General features: G+C 60.8%; 24 protein-coding genes. 7 read left to right on the forward strand and 17 right to left on the reverse strand.

Annotation, left to right across the window (positions count from 1 at the left end; translation table 11 throughout):
- Positions 1-11: 11 nt before the first annotated feature.
- Positions 12-1,319 carry an ATP-dependent protease ATPase subunit HslU gene (hslU, locus tag ACR0D8_RS14845; RefSeq protein ID WP_480647606.1) on the reverse strand — a complete coding sequence of 436 codons (1,308 nt, stop codon included), beginning with the start codon at positions 1,317-1,319 and terminating at the stop codon, positions 12-14.
- A 190-nt stretch (positions 1,320-1,509) separates the two neighbouring features.
- Here hslU and ACR0D8_RS14850 point away from each other — a divergent pair, with 190 nt between their 5' ends.
- Complete coding sequence (locus ACR0D8_RS14850; protein WP_475156318.1) at positions 1,510-2,751, forward strand: MFS transporter; 1,242 nt, start codon at positions 1,510-1,512, stop codon at positions 2,749-2,751.
- On the opposite strand, the gene hslV is transcribed toward ACR0D8_RS14850, so the two are convergent.
- Positions 2,743-3,300 carry an ATP-dependent protease subunit HslV gene (hslV, locus tag ACR0D8_RS14855; RefSeq protein ID WP_480647607.1) on the reverse strand — a complete coding sequence of 186 codons (558 nt, stop codon included), beginning with the start codon at positions 3,298-3,300 and terminating at the stop codon, positions 2,743-2,745. The genes ACR0D8_RS14850 and hslV overlap by 9 nt on opposite strands.
- Positions 3,301-3,496: 196 nt before the next feature.
- Between hslV and ACR0D8_RS14860 the strand changes: the two genes are divergently transcribed.
- Both ACR0D8_RS14860 and ACR0D8_RS14865 read left to right on the forward strand, forming a co-directional pair.
- The gene (locus ACR0D8_RS14860) at positions 3,497-3,691 is read left to right on the forward strand and encodes a DUF1127 domain-containing protein (RefSeq protein ID WP_475156328.1); all 195 of its coding nucleotides are present in this window, start codon (positions 3,497-3,499) and stop codon (positions 3,689-3,691) included.
- Between the two features lie 178 nt (positions 3,692-3,869).
- The gene (locus tag ACR0D8_RS14865; RefSeq protein ID WP_480647610.1) at positions 3,870-4,619 is read left to right on the forward strand and encodes an FkbM family methyltransferase; all 750 of its coding nucleotides are present in this window, start codon (positions 3,870-3,872) and stop codon (positions 4,617-4,619) included.
- Positions 4,620-4,673: 54 nt separating this feature from the next.
- Here the strand turns inward: ACR0D8_RS14865 and trxA are convergent, their stop codons facing one another.
- The 8 genes from trxA to regB form a co-directional block, all read right to left on the reverse strand.
- Positions 4,674-4,994, reverse strand: coding sequence for a thioredoxin (gene trxA, locus ACR0D8_RS14870; RefSeq protein ID WP_170760960.1), 321 nt, complete (start codon positions 4,992-4,994; stop codon positions 4,674-4,676).
- A 60-nt stretch (positions 4,995-5,054) separates the two neighbouring features.
- On the reverse strand, positions 5,055-8,414 hold the full coding sequence (gene addA / locus ACR0D8_RS14875) for a double-strand break repair helicase AddA (RefSeq protein WP_480647611.1): 3,360 nt from the start codon (positions 8,412-8,414) through the stop codon (positions 5,055-5,057).
- Positions 8,411-11,338 (reverse strand): double-strand break repair protein AddB, encoded by a 2,928-nt coding sequence (gene addB, locus ACR0D8_RS14880; protein WP_480647613.1) that lies wholly within the window; start codon positions 11,336-11,338, stop codon positions 8,411-8,413. Before addB ends, addA begins: the two co-directional genes overlap by 4 nt.
- Positions 11,331-12,017 (reverse strand): nucleotidyltransferase family protein, encoded by a 687-nt coding sequence (locus ACR0D8_RS14885; protein ID WP_480647615.1) that lies wholly within the window; start codon positions 12,015-12,017, stop codon positions 11,331-11,333. The genes addB and ACR0D8_RS14885 overlap by 8 nt, the downstream gene beginning before the upstream one ends.
- Complete coding sequence (locus ACR0D8_RS14890) at positions 12,014-13,018, reverse strand: aminoglycoside phosphotransferase family protein (RefSeq protein WP_480647617.1); 1,005 nt, start codon at positions 13,016-13,018, stop codon at positions 12,014-12,016. The genes ACR0D8_RS14885 and ACR0D8_RS14890 overlap by 4 nt, the downstream gene beginning before the upstream one ends.
- Positions 13,015-13,488: a tRNA (adenosine(37)-N6)-threonylcarbamoyltransferase complex ATPase subunit type 1 TsaE gene (gene tsaE, locus ACR0D8_RS14895; RefSeq protein ID WP_480647619.1), complete on the reverse strand. Its 474-nt coding sequence runs from the start codon at positions 13,486-13,488 to the stop codon at positions 13,015-13,017. Before tsaE ends, ACR0D8_RS14890 begins: the two co-directional genes overlap by 4 nt.
- Positions 13,489-13,529: 41 nt before the next feature.
- The gene (locus ACR0D8_RS14900) at positions 13,530-15,038 is read right to left on the reverse strand and encodes a PAS-domain containing protein (RefSeq protein ID WP_480647621.1); all 1,509 of its coding nucleotides are present in this window, start codon (positions 15,036-15,038) and stop codon (positions 13,530-13,532) included.
- 64 nt (positions 15,039-15,102) lie between these two features.
- Positions 15,103-16,500: a sensor histidine kinase RegB gene (gene regB / locus ACR0D8_RS14905; protein WP_480647623.1), complete on the reverse strand. Its 1,398-nt coding sequence runs from the start codon at positions 16,498-16,500 to the stop codon at positions 15,103-15,105.
- Positions 16,501-16,592: 92 nt separating this feature from the next.
- Here regB and ACR0D8_RS14910 point away from each other — a divergent pair, with 92 nt between their 5' ends.
- Together ACR0D8_RS14910 and ACR0D8_RS14915 are read left to right on the forward strand one after the other, a co-directional pair.
- Positions 16,593-17,213, forward strand: coding sequence for an SCO family protein (locus tag ACR0D8_RS14910; RefSeq protein WP_480647625.1), 621 nt, complete (start codon positions 16,593-16,595; stop codon positions 17,211-17,213).
- 86 nt (positions 17,214-17,299) lie between these two features.
- Entirely contained in the window at positions 17,300-17,854 is a 555-nt protein-coding gene (locus ACR0D8_RS14915; RefSeq protein ID WP_142637470.1) for an ActR/PrrA/RegA family redox response regulator transcription factor, read from the forward strand.
- Positions 17,855-18,184: 330 nt separating this feature from the next.
- On the opposite strand, the gene ACR0D8_RS14920 is transcribed toward ACR0D8_RS14915, so the two are convergent.
- Complete coding sequence (locus ACR0D8_RS14920; RefSeq protein ID WP_480647627.1) at positions 18,185-19,084, reverse strand: DMT family transporter; 900 nt, start codon at positions 19,082-19,084, stop codon at positions 18,185-18,187.
- Positions 19,085-19,148: 64 nt separating this feature from the next.
- On the opposite strand from ACR0D8_RS14920, the gene ACR0D8_RS14925 reads away from it, so the two are divergent.
- Positions 19,149-20,060: a LysR family transcriptional regulator gene (locus tag ACR0D8_RS14925; RefSeq protein WP_480647629.1), complete on the forward strand. Its 912-nt coding sequence runs from the start codon at positions 19,149-19,151 to the stop codon at positions 20,058-20,060.
- Between the two features lie 68 nt (positions 20,061-20,128).
- Here the strand turns inward: ACR0D8_RS14925 and ACR0D8_RS14930 are convergent, their stop codons facing one another.
- Positions 20,129-20,335: a peptidyl-tRNA hydrolase gene (locus ACR0D8_RS14930; RefSeq protein WP_480647631.1), complete on the reverse strand. Its 207-nt coding sequence runs from the start codon at positions 20,333-20,335 to the stop codon at positions 20,129-20,131.
- 69 nt (positions 20,336-20,404) lie between these two features.
- On the opposite strand from ACR0D8_RS14930, the gene ACR0D8_RS14935 reads away from it, so the two are divergent.
- A complete protein-coding gene (locus ACR0D8_RS14935) occupies positions 20,405-20,869 on the forward strand; it encodes a VOC family protein (protein WP_480647633.1) in 465 nt (154 codons plus the stop codon).
- A 69-nt stretch (positions 20,870-20,938) separates the two neighbouring features.
- Here ACR0D8_RS14935 and ACR0D8_RS14940 read toward each other — a convergent pair whose 3' ends face one another.
- The 5 genes from ACR0D8_RS14940 to ACR0D8_RS14960 form a co-directional block, all read right to left on the reverse strand.
- Positions 20,939-21,349 (reverse strand): VOC family protein, encoded by a 411-nt coding sequence (locus tag ACR0D8_RS14940; protein ID WP_480647635.1) that lies wholly within the window; start codon positions 21,347-21,349, stop codon positions 20,939-20,941.
- On the reverse strand, positions 21,328-21,885 hold the full coding sequence (locus tag ACR0D8_RS14945) for a DUF1697 domain-containing protein (RefSeq protein WP_480647637.1): 558 nt from the start codon (positions 21,883-21,885) through the stop codon (positions 21,328-21,330). Before ACR0D8_RS14945 ends, ACR0D8_RS14940 begins: the two co-directional genes overlap by 22 nt.
- A gap of 71 nt (positions 21,886-21,956) precedes the next feature.
- Positions 21,957-22,310, reverse strand: coding sequence for a VOC family protein (locus ACR0D8_RS14950; protein ID WP_480647639.1), 354 nt, complete (start codon positions 22,308-22,310; stop codon positions 21,957-21,959).
- A gap of 72 nt (positions 22,311-22,382) precedes the next feature.
- Complete coding sequence (locus ACR0D8_RS14955; protein ID WP_480647641.1) at positions 22,383-22,715, reverse strand: ArsR/SmtB family transcription factor; 333 nt, start codon at positions 22,713-22,715, stop codon at positions 22,383-22,385.
- Positions 22,715-23,371: an SRPBCC family protein gene (locus tag ACR0D8_RS14960; RefSeq protein ID WP_480647643.1), complete on the reverse strand. Its 657-nt coding sequence runs from the start codon at positions 23,369-23,371 to the stop codon at positions 22,715-22,717. The genes ACR0D8_RS14955 and ACR0D8_RS14960 overlap by 1 nt, the downstream gene beginning before the upstream one ends.
- Between the last annotated feature and the right edge of the window lie 104 nt (positions 23,372-23,475).

Below are 23,475 nucleotides of genomic sequence, written 5' to 3' on the forward strand. Positions count from 1 at the left end.
GGCTGGCCATGTTACAAAACGTAACGGCTGAGGTCGGTGGACTTGGTCAGCTCACCCAGATTGTCATTCACGAACTGCGCATCGACCGTGATTTCGGTTCCGGCCTTGTCGGGCGCAGCAAAGGACAGGTCCTCGAACACCCGCTCCATCACCGTGTAAAGGCGGCGGGCACCGATGTTTTCCACGCTTTGATTGACGTCTGCGGCAATGCGGGCCAGCGCGGCGATACCATCTTCGGTGAAACCGACGGTGACCTCTTCGGTTTCCATCAGCGCGGTATACTGGCGCGTCAGCGCATTGTCGGTTTCGGTCAGGATGCGCACGAAGTCCTCTTCGGTCAGGGCGCGCAGTTCCACGCGGATCGGCAGGCGGCCCTGAAGCTCGGGCAACAGGTCCGACGGCTTGGCGATGTGAAATGCGCCGGATGCGATGAACAGGATGTGGTCGGTTTTCACCGGGCCGTGCTTGGTGGATACGGTTGTACCTTCGATCAGAGGCAGCAGGTCGCGCTGCACCCCTTCACGGCTGACATCGCCACCGCGCGCTTCCTGACGGGCGCAGACCTTGTCGATCTCATCCAGAAAAACGATGCCGTTCTGTTCGACCGACTCCAGCGCCACGCGGCTGACGGTTTCGTCGTCCAGCAGCTTGTCGGCCTCTTCCCCGATCAGCGCATCATAGCTTTCGGCGACGGTCATTTTGCGTTTCACCGTGCGCCCGCCAAAGGCCTTGCCGAAGATATCACCCAGATTCATCATCCCCATCTGACTGCCGGGCTGGCCGGGAATGTCGAACATCGGCATCGGGTTCGAGGTGTCGGACAGTTCCAGCTCGATCACGGTGTCGTCCAGTTCACCGGCCTTCAGCTTGTTGCGGAACATCTCGCGCGTGCCTTCGCGGGCGTCGGTGCCGGCGATGGCTTCGATCACCCGGTCCTCGGCTGCCTGATGCGCTTTGGCCTTGACGTCTTCGCGCATGTATTCGCGGGTCTGGATGATCGCCGCATCGGCCAGATCGCGCACGATCTGTTCGACGTCGCGGCCGACATAGCCGACCTCGGTGAACTTGGTCGCCTCAACCTTGATGAACGGCGCGCGGGCCAGCTTGGCCAGACGGCGGCTGATCTCGGTCTTGCCGACACCGGTGGGGCCGATCATCAGGATGTTCTTCGGATAGACCTCGTCCCGGATGTCATCAGCCAGCTGCTTGCGCCGCCAACGATTGCGCAACGCCACGGCGACGGCGCGCTTGGCGTCCTTCTGCCCAATGATAAAGCGATCCAGTTCCGAGACGATCTCGCGCGGGGTCAGGTCGGTCACAGGGCAGTCCTTTCGGTCGGCAGGGGTCAGATGCGGCTTAGGTAATCACCGCGCAGGTGAAAACAACCGAACCTCTCTCATTGGCTGCGCTGGTTAGCAATGCCGCATCCGGTTTGCAAATGCTTTCCATAGGTGAAACCGGCACCCTCTGATACAGTGATATCAAGACGTTGAGGGTCGGGAGCGCGAAATGTCGAAAATTGCCAAGATCACCCTGCTGTTTGTGGTGTTTGTGGATCTGATTGGTCAGGGGCTGGTCTTTCCCATCATCAACTCTTTGATCATGGAGACGAAATCCGGGTTTCTGCCCGAAAACACGCCCATCGGACGCCGCCATCTGTATTACGGGCTGGTGATCGGCTGTTTCTTTCTGTCCTGGTTTCTGGGGGTGGTCTATGTGTCCAAGGTCTCGGACTCGATCGGGCGCAAAAACGCGCTGCTGGTCTGTCTGAGCGGAGCGCTGGCGGGCTATGCGCTGACCATTGCGGCGCTCTATATGAACAGCCTGCTGTTGCTGATCATAGGCCGTTCGATCACCGGATTTACGGCCGGGAACCAGCCCATCGCACAGGCGGCGATGATTGATGGCAGCACCGATGCGGCGGATCGCGACCGAAACATGGGATACATCATCACCGGCGTAAGCTTTGGTCTGGTGGGCGGGCCGATCATTGGCGCGGTATTGTCCGACGCGACCCTGCTGGGAAGTTATGCCACGCTGAAAACCCCATTTTATGGCGCGTTTGTACTGGTGATGATCGCGATTTTCCTGGTGGTGACCTTCTTCAAGGACACCCGCACCGAGCGCACGGCTTTCGTGTTCCGCCCGCGCGACGTGACCGACAGCCTGATCGCTGTACGGGAACACCCGATGGTTCTGAAAATCCTGCCGGTCTATGCGCTGTTCATGATCGCCAATGTCACTTTCTATGTGTTCGTCGACAACTTCCTGACCAGCGCGTGGGGCTATGGTGTCATCGGGGGCAGTATGGCGATGGTGGTGATTGGCTTCGCGCTGGCATTCTCAAGCACCTTCCTGGTGAAACCCGCGCAGGAAAGGTTCAGCAAGCACCAGATCATCTACACTTCGCTGGTGGTGATGGTGATCTGCGGTTTCGGCTTTGCGTTCAGCCCCAGCGGGGTGCTGAGCTATGTGCCGGTCTTCTTCTTCTATTTCTTCTTCGGCGTCTCATACCCGACCTTGCTGGGCCTGTTCTCGTCGGCCGTTGCTGAATCCGATCAGGGTTGGGTCATGGGTGTGACCACCGCAGTCTTCTGTCTGGCGGGGGGGGTCATGTCGCTGATCGGCGGCGGATTGATGAGCTTTGACATCCGCCTGCCCTATTACATCGTGATCGCGACGGCGCTGATGGGTCTGATCGGGATGCACATGCGCTGGAAAGGGAAAGAGATCAAAGCCCTGTTAGCCTGAGATCGTTTCCACCGTCAGATTGCCGTTGGTATAGACGCAGATATCGGCGGCAATCGCCATCGCCTCACGCGCCACCTGTTCCGCCGTTTTGTCGCCATCCATCATCGCGCGCGCCGCGGCCAGGGCGAAATTGCCGCCCGATCCGATGGCGGCCACATTGTGTTCCGGCTCCAGCACGTCGCCTGCCCCGGTGATTACGAACAGGTCCTTGCCGTCGGTGACGATCAGCATCGCTTCGAGCTTTTGCAGGTATTTGTCGGTGCGCCAGTCCTTGGCCAGCTCGACCGAGGCGCGGGCCAGTTGGCCGGGTGTCGCCTCAAGCTTGGCCTCCAGCCGTTCCAGCAGGGTAAAGGCATCGGCCGTGGAACCGGCGAACCCCGCGACGGTCTCGAACCCGCCGGGCGACAGGCGGCGGACCTTGCGCGCGGTACCCTTGATCACGGTCTGGCCCAGGCTGACCTGCCCGTCCCCGGCAATCACCACATGGCCGCCTTTCTTGACGCCAATGATCGTTGTGCCGTGCCAACCGGGAAAATCGCTGTCTGCCATGAGAACCTCCGCTATCACAGCGCCCTATATGGGCCGGGCAGGCGATGGGCGCAACCCGTTGCAAAACTGCCCAAAAGATATGCACAAAATGCAAATCGGGGCTGTTGAACCAGCAATTGTAGGACTCGGAGGAACATCCTACATGAGGCTCACAACCGACGAAGGGTCGGCTGTTTCAGTTAAAAGGAATGCGCAAATGGCAACCACCGCAAACATCCATGCGCCGCTCGGAGCAGCTACCATCCTGCATGTAGTGGACGCGTTTATCGGCACTTATGAAAAAGCTGTCGCATGGAACGAAGCCCGTAAGACTCGGAACATCCTGGCGGACCTGAGCGACGCTCAGCTCGACGATATCGGCCTGTGCCGCGCGGATATCAACAACGTCTGATCGGCCCCGATCTGGAAGAATTTGCAAGCCGCCCACGTATTTGGGGCGGCTTTTCTTTTCCCGTGACCCATGCGCGCCCGGCCACAGCTTGAAAGCGCAATCATGGCGTGACAAGACAAGGTGACCTGCAGACTTCAGCCTCAGCGGAGTGTCGATGCCACCGAATCCGGACCCAGACATGACGAACGCCGCCCGGCGGGCCTTTTTTGCCGAAGTGGTCAGACCTCACGATCTGGGGCACAGGCTGATCCGGGTCGGGGATTTCGGCGATGGCGGCTATCTGCTGCCCAACGATCTGGACGGCATCGCCGCCTGTTTCTCTCCGGGTGTGTCGCGGCAATCCAGTTTCGAGATGGATCTGGCAAAACACGGGATTCCGTCTTTCATGGCCGATGGCTCGGTCGATGAACCGCAACTGAACGTCCCGAACGCAGTTTTTGTCAAAAAGCACCTGGCCGCAAAGACGGGCGAGGATGTCATGTCGCTGGCGGACTGGATGGCGCAATGCGCCCCGCCTGACGGGGACCTGATCCTGCAAATGGACATCGAAGGTGCCGAATACGGTGTTCTGTCCACCTTGCCGGCCGACCTGCTGGCCCGGTTTCGCATCATCGTGCTGGAGCTTCACCGAATTCCGTCGATCTTGATCAAACCGGGCGCGTTCCGGCGCGCGCACCCTGCCCTGACCGCTCTGAAGGACGGGTATGTCTGCGCCCATCTTCACCCCAACAACGCGTCCGGCACGGTCGAGATCGATGACGAGACATTCCCGCGCGTGATCGAGGCCACTTTCGTGCGGCGGGACCGGGTGAAACAGGCCGTGCCGGTGGTGGATCTGCCGCATCCCTTGGACCGGCGCCACCGGCCGAACGGGCCGGCCCTGTCATTGCCGAGGGAATGGATCGGCCCTGCGCCCGACGCGGATTGACCAACGAAAAACGGGCACCGCATGGCGATGCCCGTTCCTCGGAATTCGTCGGGATCAGATCGACTCGTCGATCCAGCTTTGCAGCGCGGCCTTGGGCGCGGCGCCCGCACGGTTCGAAACGACCTGACCGTCCTTGAAGATGAACAGCGCCGGGATACCGCGCACGCCCATTGCGGCAGCGGCATTCGGGTTGCTGTCAACATCGACCTTGGCGATTTTCACCTTGCCACCATATTCGTTGGCCAGCTCTTCCAGGGCCGGACCGATCTGCTTACAGGGCCCGCACCATTCGGCCCAGAAATCGACAACCACGGGGATGTCGGAATTCTTGACTTCGGCGTCAAAGGTTTCGTCGGTAACGGCTACGGTCGACATCTTCTGTCTCCTGAATGGGGTAAACTTGGGATCAGAACGTAGGGTCGGGACATTCCAAGGTCAAGATATCTGGGTCCTGGCCAGTGCATCCGTCACAAGATCGTGTGGCAGCCACATCAGGTCCGCCGTGCGGGTCCACAGGATCGCGGTGCGGATCCCGCGACCCGGATAGATCTGCGCCAGCGCCGCGGCATAGGCACCCATCTGCCGCAACAGCCCTTCGGGGCAGCGCGCCGGGTCGTCCGGCACCGTGGTATTCGATTTGAAATCAATCACCTGGACTTCGGTGTGGGTCACGATAAGCCGGTCGATCACGCCGTGCAAACGCCGCCCGTTCAGCACAGCGGTCACCGGGACTTCGGCCAGCGCGTCCGGGGCAAAAACCGATTGCAAATGGGGGGCCGTCAGAACCCCCTGCGCCTCGTGCAACAGCTCCTGCCGTTCCGCGTCCTGCATACCGGGCAGAACCCGGGCGCAAAGCTCGGGCCAGAAGTCCGGCGCGACGCCGGGCAGATGTTCCAGCAACAGATGCAGCCGTGTGCCGCGCAGTTTTGCGGCCTCTTCATCCTGCCCGGTGTCGCCCGGCAGGGCCTTGGCCCCGCCCAGATCAGACGGGCTGAGCGTGTCCGGCGCGGGTTCGGGCGTGGTGGCCAGCGACCGGAAATGATCCGGCAGGTCGATACCCTCCACCACATCGGACGCCTGTTCGACAAGCGGCAGCGCGTCCCAGTCGCCGTGCGCCAGCCGCAGGGTGTCCGAGCCCGGCAACCGCGTGGCCCCTGCCCGCCCCATCGCCGCCTCGACCATCTGATACCAGCTGGTGCCATCCTTGCCGACATCTCCGGCCGCGCCGACGATCAGCCACTTTTCGGCCCGAGTCAGAGCCACATATAACAACCGAAGCCGCTCGTTCTCTTCTCGCGCGCGTGCCTCGGCGCGGGCTTTGGCGATCAGGGCCGGAGACGCATCCGCCGGCACTTTCCACAGCGGTGTGCCCTCGCCCACCATGATCTCGGCATCGCGGGGTGCTTGCCTCTTCCCGGTGTCCGGCAGAATTACAATCGGGGCTTCCAGCCCTTTGGAGCCATGCACCGTCATCACCCGGATCATGTTGCCGACACCGCTCATCTGGCGCTTGATCTCCAGATCGTCGGTCTGCATCCAGACCAGAAACCCGGTCAGGCTAGGGATATCGGTGCGCTCATAGGCCAGCGCCTGAGACAGCAGCGCGTTGATCCCGTCTTCGGCCTCGGCCCCCAGACGGCCCAGCAGTTTGCGCCGCCCGTCATGGCGGGTCAGGATGCGCTCGATCAGGTCATAGGGGCGCAGGAAGTCGATCTGGCCGCGCAGATCGTTAAGGATGTTCAGCGTCTTAGGGAATTCCGCGGCGCGGCTACGCAGCGCGGCCCACAGGAATTGTTCCTGCCGCCGATGCGCCAGATCGAACAATTGCTGTTCGGTCCAGCCAAACAAAGGCGATTTCAGCACGGTGGCCAGCGACAGGCTGTCCTCGGGCGTGGCCAGAAAGCTCAGCAGCGCGGCCAGATCCTTGACGGCCAGTTCCGCCCCCACCTTCAGCCGGTCCGCCCCGGCGATGGGCAGGCCCTGTGCCTTGCAGGCGCGGATGATCTCGGCAAACAGGTCCGACCGGCGCTGCACGAGGATCAGAAAATCCCCCGGCTGCACCTGACGGCGCACGAAAGCGCCGGGTGTTTTGCCATCCTCGGGGATCGTTTCACCGTTGTCGATCATGTCCTTGATCGACCGGGCCACCCGCTCGGCCAGAATGACAGTGTGGTGCCGCGCGCCGGGCCGGTCCACCGGGTCGGTCCAGTCGCCGTCATCGTCATCCTCGACCTTTTCCACCACTGGCCACAGATCGACGCGACCGGGCAGATCAGCCTTGAATGCGCGGTGCAAACTGTCCTTGTGAAACCCGGCATCCGCGCGGTTTTCGAACAGTATATCGACCAGAGACAGGATCGCGCTGGACGACCGGAACGAGTATTCCAACGTCGAATCCCACAGTTTAGAGCCTGATTCCGTCAGTTTCCGACCAAACTCGGCTTGCATCCGGTCAAATGCCTGCGGGTCGGCACCCTGAAAGGAATAGATCGACTGCTTCTTGTCTCCGACGACAAAGATGGTGCGTTCCACCCCGGACCGGGCGCCTTCCCCGCTGGTGAATTCCTGCGCCAGCTTTTCGACCACATCCCATTGATCCGGGCTGGTGTCCTGCGCTTCGTCCACCAGAATGTGGTCGATGCCGCCGTCGAGCCGATACAGCACCCATTCCGCCACGGCCGGGTCGTTCAGCACCTGCCGGGCGCGCAGGATCAGGTCGTCGAAATCCAGCCAGCCGCGCAACTGCTTGCGCCGTTCATATTCCGGCAGGAAGGCGGCGGCAAAACGATGCAGGACATGCGCCTTACGGGCGGCAACCAGCGCCAAACGCTGCTCGCGCGCGGCCTCGACGCGCAGCATGAACGCCTCCAGCTGCGGCATCTGACCGGCCAGAGCACCTTCGCGCAGCGCTTTGGTCGGAAAGCTGTTGATCTTGGCGGTAAAAGGCTCTTTGGCGGATTTTCCGGTCAGAAAAACACTTTCCAACACGGGCAATGCGCTGATCCGCGCCTCGGAAAATGCCGCGAGTTTCTCGGCTGCCTTGGCGTTGTTCCCGCCGCTTTCGGCCAATGCGGGACGGATCGAGCGGATCAGGTCAACTTCACCACCCAAAAACACGCGACTCAAAAGGGTTTCTTCATCAAACCCGTCGGGCAGATCGAAGCGGCGCAACAGATCGGGCCAGTCCAGAGGGTCCGCAAAGAGGCCGCGTTTCTGCGTGATCGCCGCTGTCAGCTTGTCGAATCCGGTATCGGTGACAAACCGCGCAACATCTTCGATCAGCACGGCTTGCGGGCTTTCGGCGAAATCCTCGACAATTTCCTCTCGCAGCAGGGCAGCGGCGCGATCTTCCATCTCGGAAAACTGCGGGCTGACCCCCGCCTCCAGCGGGAAGCGGCGCAAAAGCGAGGCGCAGAAGGAGTGGATCGTCTGGATCTTCAGCCCGCCCGGCGTTTCGATGGCGCGGGCAAACAGGGTGCGGGCCTTGGCCAGACGATCCGTGTCGATGAGGCCCTGCACACCAAGATCGGTGAGCTGCGCCAGCAGGGGTTCGTCGCCCAGCATGGCCCACTGACCCAGCCGCTTGAACAACCGGTTCTGCATCTCGCTCGCCGCAGCCTTGGTATAGGTCAGGCAGAGGATGTGCTGTGGCTGCACCCCGCCCAGCAGCAGTCGCGCCACCCGGTCGGTCAGAACCCGTGTCTTGCCCGATCCTGCATTGGCCGCCAGCCAGGTCGAGGCATCCGGGCGCGCGGCCTGCACCTGCCGCTCGGTCGCATCGTTGCGGGGGCTCATGTCAGATCCTCGGGGCTGGTGTCTTCGGTGCGGTCCCATTCGCCGAACCTGGCCAGATGATCATAGTCGCCCACGTCACTGTCCTTGTGCAGCATCCGGCGGGCGGTGAAGCCCTGATCAGGCTCTAAATAGGCCGAAATAAGTTGTTTCAACTCAGCCAGTACCTTGTCGGGCGGCTCTTTCGTCAGGGGCGCGGGCACCTCTTTATAGGTGCCGCCCATACCAATGAACACGGCCTCGGCTACGGCCGAAGGGTCCATCCCTTCGATCCCGCCCTGCTCGGCCATTGCGGCCTCGATCAAAAGCTGTTTGTCGAATTTGGCCTGCTGGCTTTCGGTGGGCGGTGTTCCGGTTTTGTAATCCACGATCCGCAGCGCGCCCCGGCTGTTGCGGTCAATCCGGTCGGCCCGGCCCGCGATGGTGAAATCCAGCGGGGCCAGCACCAGTTTCATGACCGCCTCAAAGGCCACCGGCCCGCCGTCACCCCGCCGCGCTGTCTCGGCGCTCAGGAAATCATCTGCGATCCGCTCCAGCCGGGCCAGCCACAATTTGCGGGCGGTGGGCCAGGCCACGTGCTGGTCCAGCAGTGATTCGGCCCGTTTCAGGAAATTCTCACGGGTCAGCAAGGCGGTATCCAGCACGCTGTCCTTGACGAAATGTTCGAGGATTTCGTGAATGACGATCCCGCGCAGCAAGGCATCCGGAGCTTGCACCAACGGATCAAGGGGTTTCAGACGCAGCACATGCTTGGCGTAGATCGCGTAAGGGTCGCGGATCAGCCGCTTTATCTCGGTGACGCTCAGGTGACGCGGGCGCGCGGCGACTGGCGGCCGCGGAGACGGGCGTGGGGCCGGGTCGATGCGCGGCGCGGCTTCCAGTTCCTCGGACCAGCGCAGCCATTGCTGCCCGCGCGACCGCATGCCGGACAACGCCACGGGGCCGCCCTGCTCCGGCAAGCCCTGCAACAAGTTGGTCAGACGGTTCAGCCAGCGCGACGGTACGGTCTCTGCGTCGTCGGACCTTGTGGCGCGGGTCAGCCAGACTTCGGGCGCGCCAACGGCCTGCTGAAAGTCATGCGCGGACAGGCCGATCCGGCGTTCCGGCAGCAACAGCCCGGCCTTGTCTCGCATTTGGCGGTTCAGCCACGGGTCCGGCGCGGCGGTTTCGGGCCAGGAACCTTCGTTCAACCCACCCAAAATCAGCAGATCAGCCCCCTGCACCCGGGCTTCGAGCGTGCCCCAGATCATGATATGCGGATGCGGCGCGTCCCGGTCGCGGACCTCTTCCCCGGCCAGAAGCGCACCCAGAAGATCCGCGAAATCATGGGCGGTCATCGGGCCGCCATGTCGGGCCTCGGCCTCAAGCGCGGTCAGTACCGCCAGCGCCTTCTGGCCTGCATTCTTATCCCAGAGCGTCCCGGTTTCACCGGTGCTGCCCGCCGAGATCGCCTGAGCCAGGTTGCGCAGCCGCACCACCCAGTCGGACAACGGTTGTTCGCCCGAAACCTGCTGATCGCAAAAGTGGCGGATCAGCCATTGAATCCAGCCGTCCGGCATCTCTTTGCGGATGGCGCAGGCGGTCAGGCTGACACTGTCGGGGAAGGGTGGCCCGTGACGCCGCAAATCCAGTTCCAGATCACGTGTGTGCAGCAGATGCGCGCCCCGGTCGCCCCCGTCATGGCAGAGCGGATGTTTGAGAAGGGTCAGCAGTACTTCGGAATCCAGCCGCCGCGCAAACAGCCCGGCCACATGACGCAGAAACCGGCCGGGCGGCGACAATTGTAACGGCAGACCAGCGCTGTCATCGGGCAGGATATTCCACCGATCCAGCGCGGCGCTGACCTGACGGGTCAGCATCCGGTCTGGCGTGATCAGGGCAGCGGTCTGCCCGGTTTCGGCGGCTTGTCGCAGGCGCAGCGCAATGGCCAGCGCCTCGGCGCGGGGGGATTGCGCCTCGACCAGTGTAAGGGCCTGCGTGGCTGCGTCCAGATCGGCCAGACGCGGACCTTCGGACATCCAGGCATCGGTGATCGGCGCGGGGCGTAAAGCCAGTGAAATCAGTCGGTTGCGTGCAGGCGAGGGGGGCAGTCCGTCGGTCCAGCGCGCGACCTGACCCGGTTGCATCCCAAGCTGCGTCAACAGCTTGCGGAACCGGTATTGCGGGTGATCTTCCGAGGTCAGCGCCTCATCCAGCCTGTCCCAGACATGGTCGGGCTGGTCAAAGTCGAACCCCGGCAGGATCAACGCGCCCTGCGGCAGACGAGCCACCGCCTGCATCAGCATCAGGGTGGTCCCGCGCGAACCGGTGGACCCGGCCAGTAGGACCGGGTGCTGCGGCGGCGTGATCTGCCAGCGTTCAATCAGGTTTTCCACAACCCGCCGTTGCCGCGCCTGTGCATCCAGCGCGTCGGGGCCTGCGTCGATAAAGTGATCGGCGATCCCGATGAAAGCCTGTGCGCGGGCCCAGTGGCCGGACATGTCGCTGACATCCAGGTTTCGGATGGCGTCCGGCCGGACGCCTTCGCCCTGCATTTCATCCATCAGGGCGGCCAGGCTGTCGGACAGGTCAAACAGGGATGCGCGCGCGGCCAGATCGGGCTGTTGCTCCAGCAGCTTGGCGATCAGCTGCGTCAGTTCCAACCGGCGCCGCAGCGGAGGGATGGCGGGTGGGACCTGTGCCAGATCGACGCTCTCGCCCAGATCGGTCACCAGCGACAGGCGTGGCAACAAACAGGCCGGGCCCTGATCGAAAAGCTCGCGCACCCTGCGGGCCATGCGGCGGGTGTTGACGACCAGTTGAACCCGGGCCAGCGCCTCGGGCGGGTGGTCCGCGCTGCGGGCCATCAACCCCTCGACCAGCGCCTTGGGGAAATCCGCGCCGGGCGGAACCGCAAAGACGCGGGGCGCGGGGTCGGGCTCAAACATCGGCGATCAGCCCTTCGGCCAGAGCAATGCCTTCGGGGCGTCCGACATCGCACCAGCGGCCGGGATAGGTCAGCGCGAAAAGGCGACCGCTCTTTTGCATCCGGTCCCATAACAAGTTCAGCGAGAACGCGGTTTCGGTAAACGCCATCAGCCCCTCGGTCTTCGTGATCTGCGCGCCACCATAGATCAGGCCGGGGCCGCGGGTGATCCGGCCGTCTGCGTCGGCGGTGAAATCACCTTCCCCCGTATGTCCGATGGTCCGGGCCACCGGAACACACATCAACAGTGCGTCCATCCGGTCCGGGTCCCAGGCCCCGGCCAGCATCTGCAACGGGTTCGGCCCGGACCAGATCGCGTCCGTGTTCAGGGTAAAGACAGGCCCGGGCCCCAGCAGCGGCAAAGCCGCCCGCAGCCCGCCGCCGGTTTCCAGAATCTCGGGCTCTTCCCGCGACACGAGCACGCCCCTGGGCGTCAGATGCGCCGCCAGAGCTTCGGGCCGATAGTGCAGATTGGCGACCACGCGGGCAGGGCGCACCCCGTCCACCAGATCCAGCGCGTGGTCGATCAGGGGCCGGCCCGCAACCTCGATCAGCGGTTTGGGCCGATCCCGGGTCAGCGCGCCCATGCGGGTGCCGAACCCGGCGGCGAACAGCATGATGGCGTCGGGGTTTCGGGTCATGTCCGTCTGAGCCTGTCGAGGTTTTCCGGCGTCGGTTCGGGCAGGGCCTCGCGTACCAGATCAGCGACCGAAACCAGCGCGGAATGCTCCAGATCGCGCATCAGATGGGCCCAGGTGGCGGGGATCAGATCGACGTAGCCGGGTTTTCCGAAATCCGTCGCCAGACGGGCGAAGACGCCCAGAATCCTCAGGTTTCGCTGCACGCCCAGAACCGCGTAGGCCGTGCGGAAATCATGGTCGTTGATTCCGGTCGCGGCGATATACCGATTGACCATCCGCATTTCCGTTCCCGGCGATACGTCGCGGCGGACATCCTGCAGCATCGACACAAGGTCATAGGCCGGGTGCCCCAGCATGGCGGTCTGGAAATCCAGCAACCCGACCCGTTTGACGCCGGTACGTCCGGGCAGCCAGATCATGTTTTCTGCATGATAGTCGCGCTGGATCACCACTTTGATGCCCGAGGTTTCCTGATGCAAAATGTCCGAAAACCGATGTTCGAACCGCTCACACGCGTCGGTATCGTGCTGGCCCAGAACACCCTGCGCGTATTTGGTAAAGGCCAGCGCGGACAGTTCGGTCATCAGGGCCGGGCCATAGGATTGCAGCGACAGGGTCGGCGCCCGGTAGAGTTCGATCAGCACGTCGGTGGCGGCTTCGTAAAGCTGGCGTTCCATCTGCGGGTGCCGTTCCAGAACGCGGGCGAACAGGTCATCGCCCAGATCCTCAAGCAGCAAGAAGCCGTATTGCGTATCCTCGGCATAGATCTCGGGCGCGCTCAGCCCGACCGAGCGCAGGTATTCAGCCATACGCACAAAGGCTTCGACGGGTTCCGCCTGGTCCGGAGGGGAATCCATCAGGATGGCCGTGCGGCCTGTGTCCGGATCGGTCAGACGTTCATAACGGCGGTTCGAGGCATCCCCGGCCAGCGGCGCGCGGGACGCGCCGGACCACAGGGTTTGCGCAATCAGCGCTTCGGCCAGCACGGCCCGGTTGGTCATGCGGCCGCCTCCAGTTTCCGGGGCCATTTCGGATCGGACCAGCTGAGGGTCAGGTGGCGTGTTTCCATCGCATCCGGATCTGTTTCAAAGTTGAGGTTAAGGGCCGTGTCAGGTGTCAGCGACCCCAGTTTGCCCGGCCATTCGATCAGGCATATTGCAGCGTCAAATGCTTCGGTCAGGCCCAGTTCCTCGATCTCTTCCTCGGCGCTCAGACGATAGAGGTCGCAGTGCCAGATTTCGCCGCCGGTCGTGTCATAAGCCTGCACCAAAGTGAATGTGGGCGAGGGGACATCTTCGGGCACCGTCATCAGCGATTGAATCAGACTGCGCGCGAAATGAGTCTTGCCGCTGCCGATCTCGCCCTCAAGCAGCACGATGTCGCCGGGGCGCAAACGCGCGCCAAGCCGCGCGGCCAGCGCGGCGGTGTCTTCCGGCGATTTGAGAATAAGCGATAGGGCGTGCAACGTCATGGCGCCACAATGACCGCGCGCCCGGCTGGCCGCAACCCGGTTCAGGCGCTGATTTTCGGGATCGGCTGCGACGTCTGAGCGCCCCCTTTTGCCGAAAACCGGACGATGGTCGCGCCATTCTGCATCGGGCTGACGAAACAGGTCAGTGCAGGGCCTGTGCGCAGGCGAATTTCACCGGACCATTCCGCGCGGTTGTCGCGCATTTCGACAAATTCGCGGATGTCACCCAGAATGGGCGTGGCGGTACAACGCGCCTGCCAGGATCGCGTCACCTCAAGCACCGAATCCGGTTCGAACCCGGCTTCGCCGGTATCGCCCCAAAGCTCCTGATAGGCGCGGTTGGTGAAAGCCAGCGTGCCGTCATCGCCAAATACGGCGACGGCATCCGCCAGTTTGTCGAGAACGGATTGCATCAGATCCATTTCCGAACGGAACCGCCGGGTCAGCGTAATCTCGGCCGTGATATCCTCGAACAGGAAGGCAACGGCGCCGTCGGGATGCGGGCGGCCGCTGACCGAATAGACCGACCCGGAGGGCAGCGACCAGGTTTCCTGATAGTTGCCGTCTTCCGCCGCCTCCAGCAGATCATTCATCCGGCTACGCCAGCTGCGGTAATTCTTGGGTTCGGGCATCATGTGCTGATCACGTAAACGGTCGAAAAAGCTGGACAGGCTGGGGCGGCAGCTCAGGAAATCGGGGGGCAGGGTCGTCAGGTCGATCAGCGCGGGGTTGAACAGCGCCAGCTGGCGGTTCCGGTCGAAAATGGCCAGCCCGATGGACAGCTGGGCAAAGGTCTTCGTCATGGTCTGAACGAATTTGCGCTGCGCCGTTTCGGCCGCGACGATGGCATGGATATCCACCGCATAGCACAGCAGCCCTTCGGGGTGATCGACCAGCGTCAGGTCGAACCACAGCTTGCTGTCGTTGTCCTCGGAAGAAATCGCGACGCGGGTTTTGGTGCTGAGGCGCGTGTCATCTTCGGCGCCCGGAAACAGCGGCGCGGTCAGGTCGGTGTCATGGCCGCGAACCTTTCGGACCAGTGTTACATAAGCGGCATTGCACCAGCGGACATTGCTTTGATGGTCCAGCAGCCACACAGGGTAGGGCGCGCGTTCCATCGCCAGCCGGATCGGGTCATTCGCGTCGCGCTGAACCGCCGGCCTGTGTTCGACGCTATCACGCAGCTGCACCCGGACAATCCCGTCGATCCATTCGCAAAGAACGTCACGCTCGACCGTGCAGTCTATGGCCGGGATGACCAGAGTCCCCTCGCGCCGCACGCGTTCCGGCGATTCGGGAAAGGTCGGAAAGTCCCGTTGCAACAGCCGGCGCAGATCGGGCCAGTCGCGGACCGCCTCGAACCCTTCCAGCGCGATATCGGAATGGCTGATCAGTCGGTTGCCGTCGAACAAGAAGACCGCATCGAACAATGACGCCGGCGCGGACAGTCCGAAATTGTCGCCCCTTTGGCGGCGGCGCGGCAACAGCCATTGAACCGCCAGGCTGGCGGAAACCAGGCTGATTGCGGCCAGAATGATCCAGTCGACCATGCGCCCTCCGGTGCTGAAATCCCAAAGACGAACTATGCGGCTTATTGGTTAACAGGGTCTTAACTCAGACCCGGATCTGCTGGTTTGCGCCGGACGGAACCGGGGTATCGCCGGTCTGCGCATCAACCAGATTGCGCGGCCACGAGACCCGGACGATCGCCCCCCGTCGTTCGGGATTGTCGGTCATCGTCTGGTACGGGTCCGAACCGTTGGCAAAGTCTAGTTCGGCGCCGCTGCGCTCCAGCAGGGTCTTGGCGATGAACAGGCCCAGACCCATGCCCTCATATTCCGGCCGGGGGCGTTGTTCGGGGTCCGCCCGCCGCCGCCGCATGAAAGGGTCTCCGATCCGGCCGATCATCTGGGACGGATAGCCGCGCCCGTCGTCCATGATGTTCACGGTGATTGCCTCTGCGGTCCATTCCGCCTCGACCCAGACATTGGCGCGCGAGAAATCCACCGCGTTCTGGATCAAGTTGCGCAGCCCGTGGATGATCTCGGGCTTGCGCAGGATCGAGGGCTGCTGAACGTCGCCGTCGTCGGCCGGACCTTCGGCGAAATACACGGCCTTGCCCCGGTTGATATGCGGCTCGGCGGCTTCGTGAATCACGGTGGACAAAGGTGCTTGGCGCAGATGCAGGTCGTCTTTGCCCGCCCGGCCCATATCGCGCAGGATGTCGCGGCAGCGGTTGGCCTGTTCGCGGATCAGCGCGGCGTCTTCCTTCAGGTCGGGGCGGTCATCCAGCTCCTCGATCAGTTCGGAACTGGTCAGCTTGATCGTGGCCAGCGGCGTGCCCAGCTCATGCGCGGCGGCGGCGACCACGCCCCCCAGATCGGTCAGCTTCTGTTCCCGGGCCAGCGCCATATGCGTGGCCGAGAGCGCATCGGACATCGACTGCACCTCAGAGCTGACACGGTGCGAATAGGCCCCAAGAAAGACGATGGCGATCACGATGGCGGCCCAGTTGCCGAACAGCAGGATATCGGGGATCTCAAGATCAACGCCCAGATCGGTGCGCAACGGCACGTGAAACTCGGCCAGCAGGGTAGTCAGGGCGATGGCAACCCCGCCGATGATCAGCGTCGACCGGGTGCTCATGACGCTGGCCGAGATCGTTACCGGCCCGACCAGCAACAGAGCAAACGGGTTGTTCAGCCCGCCGGTCAGGTAAAGCAGGATGGTCAGTTGCAGCAGATCGAACAGCACCATCAGGAAGTTTTCGAACTCTGACAGGCGTTTGTTGCGGGGAAACAGCAGGATCGCGGTCAGGTTGCCCATGACCGAAACGCCGATCGCCAGATAGCACAGCGTGACGTCCAGCTGCACGCCATAGGTGTGCTGGGCGACAGTGATGGCGGTGATCTGGCCGAAAATGGCCACCCAGCGCAACAGGATCAGCGTGCGCAGCCGAATCCAGCTGCTGCGTTCCTGGCCGCGCCAAAATGTGATGTTGGAATTTGCCATCGGTCCATTATGTCCTGTTGCATCGGCTGTCCATCTTGATAGGTGTCCCGGCCGAAACGTTCAACAACCCCTCTCATGTCAGGATTGATGTCATGATCCGCCTTTACGCCGCCCTTGCAACCGTTGTTCTGGCCGTGGGGCTGGGTGCCATGTGGCTGATGACGCGCGGCGCCGGATCGGATGACCGGTTCGCCCAATGCCGGTCCAGCCAGATCGCAGGCGGCACCGCGGCCATCGGCGGCCCCTTCGAACTGGTCAACGGCAAGGGCGAGACGGTCACCGACAAGGATGTGATCACCGAACCGACGCTGGTCTATTTCGGATATACGTTCTGCCCCGATGTCTGCCCGTTCGACATGTCGCGCAACGCCGAAACCGTGGACATTCTGGCCGGGCGCGGCCAGTCGGTGACGCCGCTGTTCATCTCGATCGACCCGGACCGCGACACGCCCGAGGTGGTGGGCGACTATGCCTTCAACCTGCATGAGCGGATGATCGCGCTGACCGGCTCGCCCGAACAGGTCAAGGCTGCCAGCCAGGCCTATAAGACCTATTACAAGGCCCATGACAAAAGCGACGAATACTATCTGGTCGACCATTCGACCTTTACCTATCTGGTGACGCCCGAAGACGGATTCCTGGAATTCTTCAACCGCAATGACACGGCCGAGCAGATGGCCGACAAGGTCGGCTGCTTTCTGGATCGGCTCTAGCGCGCAACAGTCGGTTTGACCTTTGGCATGGCGCTGCTATTACTCAGGTCTGAGCCAAAGGCGTGAATTAGCGGAAAGAATAGAATATGGCAGACAGCTCTGACCTCGACATCGGCCCAGATAAATCACTGCTGTTGGTGGATGATGACGAACCGTTCCTGAGACGTCTGGCCAAAGCCATGGAAAAACGCGGGTTCGAGGTTGAAACCGCAGGCTCTGTTGCCGCCGGCCGCGCCATTTCCACCGCCCGCCCGCCTGCCTATGCGGTGGTTGACCTGCGGCTTGAGGATGGCAACGGTCTGGATGTGGTTGAAGTGCTGCGCGAAAAACGCCCCGACAGCCGGGTTGTGGTTCTGACCGGATATGGCGCGATTGCCACCGCGGTGGCCGCTGTCAAGATCGGCGCAACCGACTACCTGTCGAAACCCGCCGATGCCACCGACATCACCAACGCGCTGCTGGCCAAGGGCGACGAACTGCCGCCGCCGCCGGAAAACCCCATGAGCGCGGACCGCGTGCGATGGGAGCATATCCAGCGGGTCTATGAGCTGTGCGACCGGAATGTCTCCGAGACCGCCCGCCGCCTGAACATGCACCGCCGGACGTTGCAGCGGATTTTGGCGAAGCGTAGCCCACGGTAAGGAACCGCCTTAAAGCTGCGCCCAATATTTCAAGCCAAGTTAAGAAAAGTAGTTAGGTCTGCTTGGCGGACAAACCCGACTTTAGATTTCTGGCCTTCGCTGACGCAGCATCCACTCGCGTGTGCGGCACGCTCGTCGCTGCGTTGCCGCCGATACCACCAGACCGGTCATTCAAAACCAGTCTGAAGCGCGAAATTCATACCGCCCCTTCGCCGCAGCCAGAACCGACCATCGCGGAGCGGGACTGAACATGCCGTTCGCTGCGCCGTGCCGGAAGGTCTGCTTCCGTCGGCGAAACTAACAGCCGCGCTCCATCCGGCAGCGAGGTCACTAGTCGATCTTCCCAGATCGGATCAACTCTCGGAGCGCATAAAGTCCCATTCTTTCCGCCGTGACTGCGAACAGTATCATTGCGAACCCGATAAGCTGAAAAGGCCCTGGGCGGACGTCGTAAACCAACACGTCGAAGAAGAGTGCGGTTGCCGGGTAAAGGAAGGAAAGCAGAGCGACCGAGGCCATATCCAGCTTCTGTACCGCCCCGTAAAGCAGAACATAGAGTAGCCCGGTGTGAACGACACCGAGTGTCAGCAGAATACCTAAAGTCGTTGGTTGGAAAGCGGAGGTAGTAACGGACTGGAAAGGTAGCAGGACGATGGCTCCGACACATAGCTGCACGGCTGAGGTCAGCTCCGGTGGGACGGTTGCCAGTCTTTTCGCGATCAGCAACGTGGCAGCATAAAACGACATCGAGACCAGCGTAATCAGGCTGCCGATCAAGTTGATGCTGTCCGAACCTGTGGAACTGCCAGCCAAGACACCGACACCCAGGAACGCGATTACGGCCCAGATAATCGAAATCATTCGAATCCGTTCACCGAAGAACAGGGCGGCGGCTGCAATGAGCAGAAACGGGTACAAATGGTATACAACGGTCACAGTCGAGATCGGCGCGTACTCGTAGGCACGGAAGAAAAAGACCCAGTTCGCCGCCATCGTCACGCCGCTGAGTGCCATCAAACCCCAAGAGCGCGCGGTGACATTCGCCATTTTCACGCAACGCCTGAGCACAAGGAAGGACAACAGAGCAATTGCTCCGAACATGCATCTGAAAAACACGACTGTTGCTGCGTCCTCGCCAGATTCCACCACTAGAAACCCGATGCTGCCTGACAGAAGCATGGCGAAGGTCATTCGCAGAACAGCTGTTCGGTTCGATGACGACTTGTCCAAAGTACGCCTCCCTTGGCTTGCGAAAGTGATGACAGATTGAGCCACATCGGTGAAATAGATTTACATGATCCATAAAATCTTCTATGGCGATTTTATGTTCGACATGGATCATCTTCGAACCTTTGCCGCCTGCGCCGAAACGTTGAACTTTTCGGAAGCTGGTCAACGATTGGGTCGGGTTCAGTCAGCCGTCAGCACGCAAATCGCCCAGCTTGAGGTTCTGGCCGGTCATCCGCTCTTCGAGCGTGGGCGCGGCCGGCCGGTGACCCTCACCCCCGCTGGAGAGAAGCTGCTCGTCCATGCGGAACGGTTGCTGCGACTCAATGCGCAAGCGCTTCGGTCGGTGCGATCCCTTGAAGCCGAAACTGTCGTGAGGTTCGGAACCACGGAGACCTACGCCGCGGCTCTCCTGCCCCGTGTTCTACGAGGGTATGCTAGTCAGCATTTTGATGTTCGCGTCGAGGTCGTCTGTGCGCGTAGTCCCGAACTTTTAACAGCTTTCGATGCGGGCGACCTCGACGTCATTCTGGTGACCGATCAAGGACGTCAGCAAAACCGGATTATGGAGTACGAATGCGACCTTGTATGGATCGCCGGGCCTAACTTCGCGTGGGAAGATAGAGAGCCTCTGCCCGTCGCCTTCATGCCGCCCGGCTGCGAGTTCCGAAACGCAGGTTTGACGGCGCTCGAACGGTCGCGCCGCAATTGGCGCCTCGCGATGAGCAGCCCGAGCCCGACCGGCATTCGCGCCGCGGTCGAGGCCGGTCTTGCGGTAACGGTGATGCCATCCATAGCAATCGAAAGAAAGCAAGGCGCGCCTTTCCAACTCGACGATCTGCCCCGGCTTGGGCGTGTCCGAGTTGTGGCTCATTCAGTAGACTCGGCTCGTGACCCGACCATAACCGGGCTTCTGGAAGAATTTCGCGTAACTTTGAGCGAGGGAAATTCACGCCGAACGGACTTAGGCGGACATTAATTGAAGGCGCAGCATTGGTAAGAGTGGGCTCTCTCGTTGAATCCGCCGCGAGAAGGACGAACGCCAGCTTAGTCGAAAAACCTTAGTGTGTCATTTCGCCCCGTACCGCAATGGACCCCTTTAAGCACAATATTTGGCATTCCGCGTCCAAGCCACTCTTCCCGCATACTTTCTGCTGCTGCAAGAAAAGTCGATACTGAGGCATGGGCAACCTGTGCCGAGAGCTTACCTTTAGGCAATCTCAGCGCATCGTTCACGACAATAACCTGTTTCATTGAAACACTGTGCCCGCATTCCAGAGGCGCGACAACTCGATTGACCGCTTTGGAGTTAATAGGGGTCGAGTGCGGCTGAGTGCTAAAAGTGAGACCTATTTCGCTTTATTTCGCCGTTTTGCTGTGCTGCACGTTAATCGCTATGATCACAGCATGCACATTTATGGCTTCGACCACATTGTCCTCTGCGTTCGCAATGTCGACGCTACATTGGAATTCTATCAGCGTGTTCTGGGGATGACACCACATGAGGAGCGGGCAGGAAAATGGTCGCTTCATTTCGGATCGAACAAGATCAGTTTGCAGGATGCGAGTGATCTGCCCGGCCTCGCCGAGAGAACCGTCCCAGGCAGCGGCAATTTCTGCGTTGTGACAGATACACCGATTGACAACGTGGTCGCACAGCTCCGCTCACACCAGGTGGAGATCGTGGAAGGACCTGCGGAGAAAGCAGGCGCTGTCGGCAGGTTAGTGTCAGTCTACTTCCGCGACCCGGACGGCAATCTTGTCGAGATCAGCAACAGACTGCTCTGATAGGCCGATCCATATGAAGAAATCCGCGGCCCGGCTACCGATCCGTGGATTGACAATTGCCCCGGCAAACTAGTCTTCGGCTTCGTTGTGGCAGACCACTTCAAGCTTGATGCCGAGAGGATCAAGCCAATAGGTGGCATAGTGAGTTCCGTATTCCGGAAACTCGCGGGGTTCGTGCAGGATTTGCGCTTCCTGCGCCAGCGCCCACTGATATGCCTCATGCACCACATCGCGGGTTTCTACTGCGAATGCCAAATGCTGCAGTCCGGTAGTATGACGCGAATAGCTTCCCGCTTCCTTGGCTTGGTAGAAGAACAGTTGCGTGCCTAGTATACCGTCTGGTCCGTAGTTAAATTCTGGTTCCGTCTTGAACCACTCCTTGAGACCAAGGATCGGCATGAGCGCATCATAGTAGCTTTTCGCGGTGGAAAGATCGGGCACTGCGATGCCGATATGGTCTATGAATCCAGTTCTGGGCATGCTTGATCAACAACTTTCGTGATTGTGCTCCAGTTTCGGGCCGTTCCGGATCGCCCAAGCAGCTTTTCAAGCCGTCCAGGTGCGAGCTTTGACCCTGCCACGCCATTCTTGTAGTCGATGTAGGCTTCCTTGCCGATTACTTTGACGCTCTCTGGCCCATCGAAGCCTTCCAATGCGCCGATTTCTGACAGCTCTGGTTTCTTTGACATGAATAGGACCAACGTATGGTTCGGGCGTTCTGCTGACGCTTCAGGGAATGGGTTTTCGGCCAAAACCTGCTTCAAACTGTGTACTCGCCGCAAGAACACTTCGTTCTGCAAATCATGTGCTGAGATCACTGCGCTCAGGATACGATGGATTTCGGATTCTGGCAGTTCCGACGAAAAAATGACATTTCCGGTTGCCAAAACCGTCCGAACATCTCTGAGACCGGCTTCCGCACATTCCGTGCGAAGCTGAGCCATTGACATCTTCTGGTGGGTCAATGGGCCGATGGCACGGACAAACGCAATCCAATCTCGGTGCTGTGAGCTCATTGTCTCAAATTATCATATTCGAACTTGCTCGCTAATCCCAGTCTTACAACATCCCGACTGATAACGTCGTGTCAGCTATAATGAGAAAGAATGTTCAAAAGCTTGCCGGTCGGGTCTCGAACAAAGAACCGGCGGACACCCCAGGGCTCATCCGTCAGCTCATATTCAATCTTGTGCCCCTGTTTTTTCGCACGACTGTAGACCGCGTCCACATCATCGACCTCAATCGAAAGATCGGGCACGGGTGCCCCTGAGCCGCCTTCGGAGGCAATGCTGAGTTGGGTGGGCACGGTTTCACCAGACGAAAGCGTGACAATCCACCCAAGATCCATAACGACATCAAGGCCCAACAGTTCACGGTAGAAATCTCGTATCTCCGGAACTGACTCAGCCGCAATATCAGCGACAATCCGTAGGACAGTCATTTTGCGATCTCCTGCGATAGAATCCAAAGATGCCCGAACGGATCGCGAAAACGACCTTCCCGTTTGGCATAGCTACGTTGTCGCGCCAGAACGCTTGTCTCGCTCAATCTCGGTCGCAAGAGATTCCATTTTGGATCCCCAATAGCGATGAAGCTGATCAAGCCATGCATGCACATCCTCGAAGCCTGTTGGATCAATCGAGTAGCACCGTCTTGCACCCTCTTTGCGCACATGTGCAAATCCGGCATCGCGCAAGATACGAAGGTGCTGCGATACCGCGGATTGCGAAATGCCGAATTCAGCTTCGATAACGTCAACGATTTCTCCTGATGCGTGCTCCTTCTGGGCAATCAGCTCTAGCGTTCGCCGCCGGACAGGGTCCGACAGAACATCGAAGGCGTGCATCACTCTTCTCCGGTGTAGAAATCTGCGGTGCGAGCCGCGGTTTCCATCGCGATCTTCATGGGGGTGCCATCTTCGGCATGGGCTTTCCCCCATGCCTCGGCCCAGGAACGCAACCTGCTCTTGCCTACTTCTCCTTGTGCCCATGCCCGACCCGCTTCAATCAGACTCTGACCGTTTGATTGAACATGGCCATCCAGACCAAGCATCGCCATTTCCCAGCCGACGCCTGTTGCGCCAGGACCGTATTTTTTCCAATGCGCTTCATTTTCCCTATCAGTTGGAAGCTCATGTTCGAGCGACAGCAGTGCGCCGTCCTCTATATTTTTGATCGTCGCTGTGACCCAACTCGTGCTTCCACCAAATTCCCATGTAAGGGCTAGGGTATGCGGTGGATCGCATGACGTAATGTCGCCGTCCGCGTTGCCCACGATTGAAAATCGTCCGCCGGGTTTGAAATCGCCCGAGACTTTGCCGAACCAGCGTTCTATCCGATGCTTCTCGGTGATTGCATTCCACAAATCTTCCTGACTGGTTGGATAGGTGCGCGAGGCGCGAACCACGTGGGTGGGGCGACCGTTACGCTCACCTTTGCTGACCTCGCGCATGTCGGCACCAAATGCTCTTTGGAAATCCATGACCATCTTCTTCAGGCACATTTATATTAGCCGTAGCTAATATCAGGTTTCACTAATAAGATCAAGTTTGCGCTCGCGTGAGCCGACATTCGTGCAGCGTGCGGCATCGGTCAATATGGGCTCAG

It is taken from the genome of Ruegeria sp. BG10, assembly GCF_056538575.1.